At 28.5% G+C, this 12988-nt stretch carries 11 protein-coding genes; 9 read left to right on the top strand and 2 right to left on the bottom strand.

Annotated elements, in window-relative coordinates; translation table 4 throughout:
• Window positions 1–43 precede the first annotated feature (43 nt).
• Complete coding sequence (locus SPLAT_RS02350) at window positions 44–1258, top strand: DNA methyltransferase (RefSeq protein WP_168104801.1); 1215 nt, start codon at window positions 44–46, stop codon at window positions 1256–1258.
• Between the two features lie 111 nt (window positions 1259–1369).
• The gene (locus tag SPLAT_RS02345) at window positions 1370–3424 is read left to right on the top strand and encodes a M60 family metallopeptidase (RefSeq protein ID WP_168104800.1); all 2055 of its coding nucleotides are present in this window, start codon (window positions 1370–1372) and stop codon (window positions 3422–3424) included.
• A 59-nt stretch (window positions 3425–3483) separates the two neighbouring features.
• Here SPLAT_RS02345 and SPLAT_RS02340 read toward each other — a convergent pair whose 3' ends face one another.
• Both SPLAT_RS02340 and SPLAT_RS02335 read right to left on the bottom strand, forming a co-directional pair.
• The gene (locus SPLAT_RS02340) at window positions 3484–4302 is read right to left on the bottom strand and encodes a formate/nitrite transporter family protein (protein ID WP_168104799.1); all 819 of its coding nucleotides are present in this window, start codon (window positions 4300–4302) and stop codon (window positions 3484–3486) included.
• Complete coding sequence (locus tag SPLAT_RS02335; RefSeq protein ID WP_168104798.1) at window positions 4302–5297, bottom strand: L-lactate dehydrogenase; 996 nt, start codon at window positions 5295–5297, stop codon at window positions 4302–4304. The genes SPLAT_RS02340 and SPLAT_RS02335 overlap by 1 nt, the downstream gene beginning before the upstream one ends.
• A gap of 216 nt (window positions 5298–5513) precedes the next feature.
• On the opposite strand from SPLAT_RS02335, the gene SPLAT_RS02330 reads away from it, so the two are divergent.
• The 7 genes from SPLAT_RS02330 (at window position 5514) to SPLAT_RS02300 (ending at window position 12914) form a co-directional block, all read left to right on the top strand.
• Window positions 5514–7007: a hypothetical protein gene (locus SPLAT_RS02330; protein ID WP_168104797.1), complete on the top strand. Its 1494-nt coding sequence runs from the start codon at window positions 5514–5516 to the stop codon at window positions 7005–7007.
• Between the two features lie 171 nt (window positions 7008–7178).
• Entirely contained in the window at window positions 7179–7700 is a 522-nt protein-coding gene (gene mraZ, locus SPLAT_RS02325) for a division/cell wall cluster transcriptional repressor MraZ (protein ID WP_168104796.1), read from the top strand.
• Window positions 7701–7705: 5 nt separating this feature from the next.
• Window positions 7706–8650: a 16S rRNA (cytosine(1402)-N(4))-methyltransferase RsmH gene (rsmH, locus tag SPLAT_RS02320; protein ID WP_168104795.1), complete on the top strand. Its 945-nt coding sequence runs from the start codon at window positions 7706–7708 to the stop codon at window positions 8648–8650.
• Window positions 8651–8673: 23 nt separating this feature from the next.
• On the top strand, window positions 8674–9939 hold the full coding sequence (locus SPLAT_RS02315; RefSeq protein ID WP_168104794.1) for a cell division protein FtsA: 1266 nt from the start codon (window positions 8674–8676) through the stop codon (window positions 9937–9939).
• A gap of 18 nt (window positions 9940–9957) precedes the next feature.
• Window positions 9958–11145 carry a cell division protein FtsZ gene (gene ftsZ, locus SPLAT_RS02310; protein WP_168104793.1) on the top strand — a complete coding sequence of 396 codons (1188 nt, stop codon included), beginning with the start codon at window positions 9958–9960 and terminating at the stop codon, window positions 11143–11145.
• A complete protein-coding gene (sepF, locus tag SPLAT_RS02305) occupies window positions 11146–11457 on the top strand; it encodes a cell division protein SepF (protein WP_168104792.1) in 312 nt (103 codons plus the stop codon).
• A gap of 236 nt (window positions 11458–11693) precedes the next feature.
• The gene (locus SPLAT_RS02300; RefSeq protein ID WP_168104791.1) at window positions 11694–12914 is read left to right on the top strand and encodes a hypothetical protein; all 1221 of its coding nucleotides are present in this window, start codon (window positions 11694–11696) and stop codon (window positions 12912–12914) included.
• The last annotated feature ends 74 nt before the right edge of the window (window positions 12915–12988 follow it).

Genomic DNA, 12988 nt, shown 5'->3' with positions numbered 1-12988 from the left:
ATAAATTTTAAAAATATTGAAAATTATTTTTTTGGAGTGAAAGATGGAAACAAATATGGATATAGTTATTCATCAAGATTTTCGTACTAATATAATTGAAAGTTTACCTAAAGAAACGACATGAAAAAATTATAGTCGTCTTTGGGGAGATCATATGCATCGTATTTGTTCTTATGTAGCTATGTTTCCTCCAAGTTTGGCAAATTTTTTTATAAAAGAATATAGTGAAGAAAATGATATTGTATTAGATACTTTTTCTGGACGAGGAACTACTCTTTTGCAATCAAGATTATTAAATCGTAAAACTTATGCAATAGACTTAAATCCATTTGCTTATGTTCTTTCTCGTGCTAAATCTCAAAGTTTTAAAATAGAAGAAGTATTGAAAAGAATAAGATATTGAGAAAAGAAATATTTTTTAAGTAATTTTGAAATTAATATTTTTGATACTATATATGATGATTTAAGAGTTTATTATAGTGATAAAAATTTACATCAATTAATATTTATTAAGGAAAATTTAGGAAAAAGATACAACAAAATTTCAGCAATTGATAATTTTATTTTAGCTATAACTTTAGGAATAATGCATGGTCCAATGAGAAAAAATGGGGATTCTATATATTTTTCTTTAAGTATGAGTAATCATACTTCAATGTCTGTTAATTATGTTAAAAAGTATTCGTTAAATCATAATTTAATAAAACCCGAAGATAATATTTTTGAAAAAATAAATAATCGTGTAATTTATATATTGAAAAAATCAAAATATTGTGAAAATATTGCTCAAATTAAATTGGGTAATGCATTAGAAATAAAAAAATATTTTGATATTAAACCAAAATTAATTTTTACATCTCCCCCTTATTTAAATTTAATTAATTATACAAAACAAAACTGAATAAAAATGTGAATGTTAGGATTTAATAATAATGAAGATAATAATAATATAAAATTAGATGATAGACATGGATTTGATGATTATAAAAAGTTTATGACAAATTATTTATTAGAAATTGCCAAAATGTGTGATCAAAATACTAGGGTTATTTTAGTAATTGGAGATGCACGTAATAGAAAAATGTATAATTATTTTGATATTATGTGAGATCAAATAAATAAAGATGTACCATTTCTTTTACAAGAATATTATTCTGATGATATTACACAAGCAAAAAAAGCTACTAATTCTTTAGGTAAGAAAGCAGGCAAAGCTACTCGAGTAGATAAAATGTATGTTTTTAAATTAAAAAAATAATAAATTTTTTAGTAAAAGCACGAGATTAAATCGTGTTTTTTATTTTCCAACTCATAGCATGTTCACTTTTGAAGTGTTAACTGTTAAGATAAGCGAAAAGGAGGAGTAAATATGAAGTTTAATTTTAGACAAAGTTTATTATTACTTACAAGTACATTTGGAGTGCTAACAGTAGCAAATAGTGTTAGTATAATTAATATTAATCGTGATATTACTAGTACTAGTGGTACTACTCTAATTAAAGATATAGGAAAAATTAGTAAAACTGTAGTAGCAGAAGCACAAGGTGATGTTAATTTTAATAAGGTAACTAGTAATTTAGGATACAAACATTCAGAATTTAGTCCAACAGGAATCTTTGTTACAAAAGATTCTGTGATTGATATTTATTGTCCTGAAGTGAATAATGTTTATGCTGTGGTTGGTCAATGAGGAAAGTATAAAGATTTAAATGAAGGTAGAGAATTGAGACCAGAAAAAATTGCTTTAGCTCCAGGTAACTTGACAGTTTTTCAGCCAAAACAAGATGGGATGCTTTATATTAGCAATCAAAGTACTGACATTGATATTAAAGTAATGATTAATGTAATCAATGGAATTACAGTTCCAACATTTACACTTGATGAAACAACAAGTGAAGAATTTAATCAACTAATAAATACAACTACTTCACCTTTTGTTGAGTTAGTTGGAAAAAACTTTTTTGGAACTTTTCAAATTGCTTTAGCTAATGAATTATGAAAAAATAATTTAGCAGCTATTAATAAACTTAATGACATAATTAAAAATTGAGATGAGGTTTATGAACTATCAAATTATGTTAGTGGGTTGAGTTTAGATTTTGATGGAGTAGCAAAGAAGCATCATAATTTAATTCATATCACTAATCCTGATACTGGTGGTGGAAGTGCTTCAGCTGGTGATTATTTTCTTAGATTTCATCAAGGTGGAGACATAAAGGGTTTATTTAAAAATAAAAATTCTCAATGAGGATTGTGACATGAAACTGGTCACACTTATCAAAATCCAAACTATACTTTTGATGGATTTGGTGAAGTTTCAGTAAACATCAACTCTTTTTGAATTCAAGAAGAGCAAGGTTTTAGAAATCGTATGTTTACTGATAAAAATGCAATTGCAGCCATCAAAAATCATATTAACTCAACTAATCCTAATAAAGGGATTAAGGATTTAAATGTTTGAGGACGTTTAGGAGTTTTCTTACAGTTACATATGGCTTATGGTAAGGAATTCTTTCCAAGATTGAATCAAGAGTATCGTTTGCTAACACAATCTGAAAAACCAAAAAGTGATGCTGAAAAATATCAAAGTTTTATTAAAGTAACTTCAAAAACAGTAAATCGTAATTTAATTCCTTTCTTTGAAAAATGGGGAATTCATGCTAATGCAGAAACAATTAAAGCTGTTCAAAGTTATCCATTGCTGAAAACAGAGATTTGAAATAACATCTTTGATGGTAATATTGAAGATAAAGCAATTATTGATTACAAGTTAGAAAAATATAATCCACTTACTGGTGTAAAAATTAAGCAAGATAAGATACTTAACTTGAATGTTGGTGATAAAGTTGATCAAACTGCAGTCAAAAATGCTTTAGAAAATGTTTCATCTGATATGGAATTTAGTGAAATAGCAGAACCTGATTGAAATGCAGTTAATTGAAATAATAAAGAAAATATCAATTATTCTTCTGTTAGCCTTAGTCAACCAAATAAAAGTGGCAATAAATATTTAGTTCCAACAAAAGTTACTGCAAATAATTCAATAAGAGTTTTTGGATTAGGAGATATCTATCAAGGGATTTTTGGTTTGAATACTACAGAAAAGAAATTCTTTATTAGTCCTAAAACTTCTAGGATGCATTCATACTTTAAAGGCAAACCATATGTATCAGTTTCAATTAGTGATGAAAATGGCAATGTAATTTATGATGTTACTGCAAATGGTGATGATTCAACAATGAAATTTAATGGACTAAATAATATTAGTTTTAAAAATAATTATAAAATTAAATTCTGATTTGCTGAAGCAAATCGTGGGATGTATTATGAACAAGGTCGATGAAATAAAGTTCGAAATAATGGAAATAGTGAGATTACCTTCGAAATTATAGACAATAGTTGAGTAAGAGAAAACTGAGTATAAATTTGTAAATTAAAAAAGCAGCATTATGCTGCTTTTTTGCTATGAAATAAAATTTTAAATTAGATGATAGTTTTTGGTAGTTCTTTTTTGAACATAAGGTAGTACATACCAGGTAGTAAAATACCACCACCAAGAAAGTTTCCAAAAAGAGTTGGGAGTTGAATTTGGTAGCCAAATTTTAAAAAGTTACCAAAACTAGTTGGATGGTCAAATAAATTAAATATTGGAATGATTCCTCAAACATAAGAATTTGCAACAACATGAGAAAATCCTGATAGTGCAAAGACAAAAATCACTAAGAAAATTAATAAAAATTTAGCAGTTGAAGAACGAGTTGCAAATGAAATATAAACTGATCCAGCAACTAAGAAGTTACATAAAATTCCACTGAAAAATGCTTGTCATCAAGGCATTTCTAACTTATGTTCAACAAGACTATATGCATTTTCTAAGAAAGCTTGATTATTAAAGAATCCTGCTCATCATGTGAATAAAGATAAAATGAAACAACCAAGGAAGTTACCTAATAAAACAATTAATAAGTTAAGTAGGAATTTTGTAACTTTGATTTGTTTTTTTGCTACACCTAGGAACATCAATGAGTTAGAAGTGAACATTTCTCCACCCATGAAAACAATCATTGTGATGGCAATTGTGAAAACTCCTCCAAAGATTAAATTTTTAATCCCATTATCTGGTAGACCTCGATTAGCATATAAAGCTCCAATATAGGCAATACCAATAAAAAGTCCTGAAGCAAGTCCCATTAAAAATGTTTTTAAAAGAGGACTTTCTGCTTTTTTTAAAGCATACTGATAGACAGCAACAAACGTTTCTTTGTTAGAACGTGTTTCTTCTGGAATTGTTATATTGTTCATTAAAGAGTGTTACCTTTCATTATAGTTTCATTATTTGGAAGATTCATATTAATTGCTTGATAGGCAGTATCAAGTGTTTCTTTGATAATTTGACAAGATTTAGCAAATTTTTCTTGTTCTTCTTCTGTTAGAGGTAGTTGGATTACTTTTTTTCATCCTTTTAGATTTAAAATCATTGGAACTCCAACATAAAATCCTGAATTTTCATATTGTCCTTCAAGATATCCACCAGCAATTGAAATTGTATTTTGATCTTCATAAATTATTTTTACTAGAGAAGCTAATGCTGCTGCAATGCCATAAAAAGTTGCTTTTTTTAGATTGATGATTTCATAAGCACGATTTCTTACTTGTTGTTCAATCTCATTTAAATCTTCTTTAGTAATTAATTTTTCTGCAATCAATTGATTAATAGTTTTATTTGCAACAGTAGTGCAACTTCAAGGAATGAAAGAAGAATCACCATGTTCTGCAATAACATAAGCAGAAATTGATTTTGGACTAACATTTAATTTTTGACTAAGTAAGAATCTTAATCTTGCAGTATCAAGAATTGTTCCTGATCCTATAACTTTATGAATATCAAACCCAGTAACTTTTTGATAAACAGTAGTCATAATATCAACAGGATTTGAAGCAATTAGTGTAATTCCATTAAATCCTGAAGATTTTATTTTTAAAGCAATATCTTGCATTATTTTAGCGTTGTCTGCAACCATATTTAAACGAGTTTCACCAGGTTTTTGTGGTCTTCCTGCTGTAATAACAACGATATCTGCATCTTTACAATCTGGATAGTCTCCTGCTTTAATAGAAGCAAATGAATTTGGGAGTGATGCTTGAGTGTCGCTGAAATCGATAGCATTTCCTTCGGCAAATTCTTTAAACATATCAATTAGAACATATTCTTCTGCAAGTCCTTGATTAATGCAACTGTAAATAAAACTATTACCAACCGATCCACATCCAATTAGGACAATTTTCTTTCTTTTCATAATTTCTCCTTATTTGTTTAAATTTTTAAATACGCTATTATAATAGCATATTTTTATCTGCTAACATTGATAAATAGAGAATTTTAATACAATATTGTGCTTAAAAATTTCATAATGCTTTAGTTAATTTTTTAAGCAGAATCGAGAAAATTACTTTTTCTTTGTTTAATGATAATAAATAGTATAATAAACCTATGAAAATTACGGAGGTAAAATATGAAAAAACTATTATCTTTAATTAGTGTAACAAGTTTAGTATTAAATTCTGGGGTAACTGGGGTAGTCTTATTAGAAAATAATGTACTGAATGATAGCAATAAACCAAATCTTCCTATTTTTGATGAATTAGATTCAGATAAAATTCCAGATGAGATTTTTACAAATGATGATGATATTGTCGAAGATGAAGATATGAAGTTACTGAAAGAGTTAATTGCACTTGCTTCTAAATCTTATAGTTCACCAATTGATATAATTGAACAGATTTTACCTTATATTAATAATAAAATGCTATCAAATGATTTTATTGTTAGCCTAATTGAATCGGTATTAAAAGGTTTAGATACATCCGAAATTGAGAAATATTTAACTTATCTTGATTTTGGTCCAGGTGTTTCAATGGTAGCAACAGAGTTAGCTAATGATTGAGATAAACAATCAGATTATGCATCAACTCCACTAGGAGCAATGAGAAGTTTTATTAACACAACTAGAGGTGATATTGCTCAAGCAAAGAGAGCAGGTAGTAAAGGTCAGTGACATTATGTTGATGTGCGAGCGGGAAGTTGAAATTGAAATGACTTCTATCAATATATGGCTGGAGCTAATATGAACTATATGATTAAGATTTTATCTAATGGAAGTTACATTGGTAACTTAGTTGATGATCACTTACATTTAGGGCCATTTAGCTGAGGATTTGATAAAGATGACTTTTTAAATGACATTTCTTCAGCAATGCAAAAGTTGCCAACAACAAAAGCAGCTTGACCTTATTTAATTAAAACAATTGTCCCATTATTGAAAACTAACATTTTAAATTCAGATAATCCTACGCTTGGATTTAAAAATTTAACTTGAGAACAAAATGGGAAGCAAGATTTATCATTAAAAACTTTATTATCACAAGTAAAGCATTTACTATCTCCAGCAGGACATAATGATTTAGTTAGAATCTTTACTTCACTATTATCTGGACCTTTTGGTGAAGATATTATCATTGATTGTGGAACATTAGGTTACTACACTTTTACAGAAGTACTTGAAGTAGTAAATAAATGACCAATTAGTTGAATTGTTGGTGATGGATTGAAACCTGAAGTGCTAGCAGAGGGTATTGTTACTGAATTAACTAAAGTTACTAATGATTTAGGATTAGATTCAATCTTTGATGAGATTTTTGCTACAGTTGAAGCAGGACTAGATAGTGATCCAGTAATTGATTTAAAAGATTTATCTACTGATTTAAATAAATTATATGAAACAAATGATTTTCAAATGGGATTAGATCAATTGATTGATTTAATTAGTAATGAAAACTCAACATATTCATTACAAGAAATTTTTGCAATTTGAGGAACTCAAAAGGATCAAGAAAACTTTAAGGTTGATTCACCTTTAGCTATTATTGAAAAATGAATTGATGATCCAAATAGTATTTTGAATCAAATTTTAATTATTCTCCGTAATATGGAAAAAATAACAATTTAATTTAGTTTATTAGGGAGGTTTTCATATAGTAAGTGTTTAGGTAATTTAATCCGCTGTAATTAATAAAAAGGAAAAATATTTCGTTTTGAATCATAAAATGAGCAAATTCTTTGCATTTTATAATCAAAAATTATATAATAGGGGTGATAGTGGGAAAGTCTGGGTGAAACTATGATACTAGGTCAAGCTGTTACAACTTTAGATGATAAGAAACGAATGAATATTCCATCAAAATTTCGTGGATATTTTCAAGTTAACGAGAATATTGTTATTTCTCGTGGTTTTGAAGGTTGTTTGGTAATCCGTAGTATTGATGAGTTTACTAAATGACAAAATAAGATTTTACAACAATCTGAAGGATTGAAAGAAAGTCGGATTTTATCAAGACAGATTTTTGCTAATTCTGAGGTAGTGTTGATTGATGCTAAAGGTCGGATTATGATTCCCTCATCGCTGTTAGAAATAAGTCAAATTAAAGGTAAAGTTATTGTTATTGGAATGTCAAACAAGTTAGAAGTTTGAGCAGAAGAAAAGTGAAAAGCTTTTGATGATGAAACAAAAGATAAGTTAGAAGAAGTTGCTTCGGTGATGTCAAATAAAGTCGTAGTTTTATCACAGAAGCCAGAAAAATCTTTTGATAGTGAAACAAAAGATAAATTAGAAGAAGTTGCTTCGTTGTTAACAGAGTTCTAGAAAATATGAAAGAAAGTTTAGTTCACGTTCCAGTAATGTTAAAAGAGACAATTGATTTCTTACAGGTTAAACCTGATGGAATCTATGTTGATTGTACTCTTGGCAGAGCTGGTCATAGTAAAGCAATTTTAGAAAATTTAACAACTGGAAAATTATATGCTTTTGATTTAGATCAAACAGCACTTAATGAAAGTAAGACATTATTAAAACAGTATCATGATAAATATCAGTTGATTCAAGGTAACTTTATTAATTTGCAACAAGAATTGTTGAAACGAAATATCACTAAGGTTGATGGCATTATATATGATTTAGGAATCTCATCACCACAGGTGGATGAAGAAAGTAGAGGGTTTAGTTATAAAAAAAATGCAAAATTAGATATGAGGATGGATCAAAGTCAGGAGTTGACTGCTTGAGATATTGTTAATACTTATAGCTATCAAGACTTAAAATATATTATTAAGACTTATGGTGAAGAGCAGTTTGCTAGTAGCATTGCAAAACGAATTGTTAGTTCTCGTAGTAAACAAGAGATTGAAACTACTGAACAACTAACAGATATTATCAAGAAAGCATTGCCAGCAAAGCAATTAAATAAACAGCATCATCCAGCAAAGAAAACTTTTCAAGCGATTAGAATTGCCGTTAATAATGAGTTAAATAGCTTAAAGCTTTCATTATTGCAAGCATTAAATCTCTTGAATCCTCAAGGAAGAATTGCAGTTATTAGTTTTCATTCTTTAGAAGATCGAATTGTTAAGAGCATCTTTGTTCAAGCAATTCAAGATCCACAGGGTGAAGTGTATGCTAAATTACCTTATACTAGTAATTGAAAAAGTAATTACCAAATCATTACTAAAAAACCAATTGTTCCATCAACAGAAGAAATTAATAAAAATCCACGTGCTAGAAGCGCAAAATTACGAGTTATAGAAAAAATTAATTAGAAGGTTTAGAAGGGAGGAAACCAATGAATTATCAAGAATTATATGTTGTTTGTCAAATTGATGATTTTAATTTAAAGGTTATGGTTAACCGATATGTTAATAATCAGGTTCAAGTACTTTATAAAGAAGTAGTTGATAGCGAACAATTTGCTGACAATGGCGTTATTATCAATCCAGAGTTTGTAGCAAAAAGTTTAAGAGCAGTTATTGATAAGATTAATCAACTCTTTAAAATTAAAGTTGAAAGAGTCGCTTTGAATTTACCTTCAAATAATTTAAAAATTTATCAATCGCAAGCAATGCTTGATTTTAAGGAAATAAATCATCAGGTTACTAATAGTGACATCAATCAAGTGATTGAGATGACCAAGAATATTGTTATTGAAACTGATGAAGTTATTTGTTTGACTAAACCATATAATTTTAAAGTTGATAGTCAGAGTTTTCCTAATTCATTACCTTTAAACTCACAAGGACAAATTATCTCAGTTGAAAGTTTGATTTATTCATTGCCACAAGCAATTTATGACTCACAGTTAGCAGTTCTAAAAGCAGCTGAGTGTCAATTATTGTCAGTGACATTGGATCAATTTGCTTTAGTGTTTAATTTAAATAACTTTGAAAATTTAGTGTTGATTGATTGAGGATGAAATAGTACTAAAGTTAGTCTATTTTCTAATTCAGCTTTATATGCGATTAATAACATTAAAATTGGATTTAATCAAATTGCTCAAACTTTGATGAACAAAATGCGTTGTAGTTACAGCAAAGCAGAGCGATATCTAACAAAAGTAATTAATGTCAACAGTAATTATTTAAGTGATTTAATTGTCGATAAGTATTTTGATACTAAGACAAAACGATTTGTTACTTTAAGTAAATTAGACTTACAAAATACAGTTAGAGATATGCTTGATGAAATTGTTGAATATGTCAGTGCCTTTTTAAATGAAGTTACTGCAGATTCTAAGATTGAAATTGTCTTTACAGGCCAAACAATTAACTTACCAGGGTTCAACACTTATATGAAAAATTTTGAAAGATTGCAAAATGTTTCATATCTAACAAATAGCACTCCAGGTGTTGATAATTATGAATGAGCAGCCTTAATTGGAACTACTCGTTATCAGCATAATTTAAATTTATTTAACAATATTTTATTAACATCAATTAGTAGTAGCAATAAAGAATTATTCAATAATGCTACTGAAACAGTGACAAACGAAGAAAATATTAATGAATATCATTCACATTTAAACTTAAATTATCAGTATAATGATAATAAGTAATTTTACAAGGAGGAAAAAATGGAACTTGATAATACCTCACAATTTGAACAAGTGGCAATAATTAAAGTTATTGGTGTTGGTGGAGCTGGAAATAATGCTGTCAATCGAATGATTGAAGCAGGTGTTCAAGGTGTTGAATTTTATGTTGCTAATACTGATGCACAAGTATTGGCAGCGTCAAAAGCAAAGAATCGCATTATTTTAGGTAAGGAATTATCTAAAGGTTTAGGAGCAGGGGCTAATCCAGAAATTGGTCAACAAGCTGCAATTGAAAGTGAAGCAGAAATTAAGAAAGCAATTGAAGGAGCAGATATGGTGTTTATTGCTGCTGGTATGGGTGGTGGCACTGGTACTGGAGCTGCACATATTATTGCAAGAATTGCCAAAGAATCAGGAGCACTAACAATTGCTATCATCACTAAACCATTTAAATTTGAAGGTCGTCAAAGAAATGCTTATGCAGCAATGGGAATTGAAAAATTACGTAAACAAGTAGATGCAATTATCATTATTTCTAATGATAAATTACTGCATGTCATTGGAAGTATTCCTTTAAAAGATTCATTTAGAGAAGCTGATAATATTTTAAGACAAGGTGTGCAAACTATTACTGACTTGATTGCTGTTCCAGCATTGATTAACTTAGATTTTGCTGATGTTCGAACAATTTTACAAAATAAAGGGAGTGCTTTATTTGGAATTGGGATGGGTAAAGGCGAAAACAAAGCTAAGGAATCAGCTTTAAAAGCAATTTCATCTCCTTTATTAGATGATGTAACAATTAAAGGCGCGAAGAATTTAATTTTAAATGTTACTGGTGGAACAACTATGACATTAATTGATGCAAACATTGCCGTTGATGTTGTTAGAGAAGCTGCAGGGAATGAAGTTAACATTATCTTTGGTGTGGCAATTAATGAACATTTAAATGATTCAATGATTGTAACAGTAATTGCAACAGGATTTGAAGAACACAAGCGAGTAGGAACAAATAATTTTGCAACTAACAATAAAGTTAACATCTTAGATTTTATGCATTCAAATAATACTCATCAATTTAGTAACACTACTACTTCAGCTGCTTCTTCAATTAAAAATTTTCAAGAAAAAAAATATGAAAATACCCTTGAGAAAGATATTTCTGAATCATTATTAGATAATGATGATTTACCAGCTTTTTTGAGAAAAAGAAAAGAGGTGGAATAGGTGGCTGCTTGATGAAAGATTCCTAAGGTTAGTGAAAAAACTGAAACAGAAGCTCTAACTACTTCAAATAATCCTTTTATTAGCAATAAAATATCAAGTACATTTGAAGAGTTTAGTCCAAAAAATTATGAAGATGTTGAAGCAATTGCTAACGCATTAGTGTTGCAAAAATTAGTTAAGCTTAATTTACAAAATACTGTCATTAGTGATCGTAGAAGAATAATTGATTTCCTTTGTGGTATTGCTTATGTTCTTAATTTTGATGTTAAAAAAAATGACATTGATGTTTATGAATTCAAACCAAATAAATAATTATTAAAGTTCATAAGCATGTTATGAACTTTTTTATTTTCCTTGACGGGGGAAAGAATGTATATAATAAAATTATGATACTTAAAATTAGCTATTTTTTGTTGATTTAGTTAATATTTGAATAAAAATTAGAAATAATATAAAATGAGGTTATTATTATTTTCTTGTAAATATTAATTAGGTTAGATTAATTTAATATGAAAGGTTTAAGGTAGACAAAATACATGAAGTCAAAAATGAATTTTAAAAAAATTTTATCTTCAATTAGTTTGCTAGCAGTTGCAGTTCCAAGTGCATTAAGCGTTGTAGCATGTGGTGCTAAAGAAGATAAAGCTATTCCAAAAATTGAATTGGATACTGTGATCAAAGATAAAGAAGTTGATGGCAACATTGTTAATGATGCAGATAAAGTTCTTCAAGAAATAGAAGCAAAGAATGCAGAAGTGAAGGGTGCTGTTACAATTAAGGATTTTAAAGCAGCCACACAATTGCAAGTAGGTTCAGCAGTAATTGTAGCTAAACCAGACACTAAATTTACTGGTGAAGTAAGTATCACTATTAAAACTCTTGCAAAAACACAATTGAGTGATGTGCTTAAGAATAAAGAAGTTGATGGTGATACTACTGAAGCAACAGTTGTTGATCAGGTTTTGAAAAACAATTCAGATTCTAATGTGCAGAAGACAGACTTACAAGTTGTAGAATTTAAGCCAGCTGGACTTGGAGTACAGGGCTCAGCAGTTCTTGGTGCAACAAAAAATAGTAAGTTTACAGGACAAGTTGTGATTGAGATTACAGCTCAAGAAAAAATTAGTTTAGAGTCTGTTCTTACAAATAGAAAAGTTACTATTGAAATTACAAATCCAGATGATTTGCTTGTAGAAGTTGCAAAATTAAATAATCGTTTTGATTTAACAAAAGATGTTGTTGATGTGAAGAATTTTGTTGTGTCTTCAGAGCAAGAAGAGGGCTCAGCAGTTATTGTAGCCAAACCAGAAAATAAGTTTGTAGGTCAAGTTGAAATTACAATTGAGAAAAAAGATCAATATGGGATTGGTATCACAGTAAAACGAATTAAAGAATCTCCTACTATGCCTTCAGGATGAATGAATTTTTTTAAGTATTATCAAGATCAATTTATTGAAAGTAAGACTGTTATTTTAAGTAAAGAACAAGAAAATAATATTGATAAATATGCAGAAGAGATTACAAACCAAGTATTGGGTCAAGCAATGAAGTTTGTTCAAGAAAAAGAAAAATATTGAGGTCTAGAAGAATTTCGTGATCAATATGTTGATAGGATTGAGTTAGAATTTAATAAAGAAGATCCAATTCTTTTAAAAAAAGAAGAATATAAAATAAGTTTTCAAAGTAAAATAGTGATATATTCTAAAGTTCCTACTGGCACAATTTGATTACACAATTTCTACAATTTATCTTATATAGTCCAAAATTAATAGTTATAAAAAAGTAAAGAATTATAATTCTTTACTTTTTTTATTTAAGAGCATATATAATTAAATAGTATAAA

The sequence above is a fragment of the Spiroplasma platyhelix PALS-1 genome (genome assembly GCF_021496725.1).
GTDB lineage: Bacteria > Bacillota_I > Bacilli_A > Mycoplasmatales > VBWQ01 > Spiroplasma_D > Spiroplasma_D platyhelix.
This window is presented reverse-complemented; position numbering and strand designations above follow the sequence as displayed.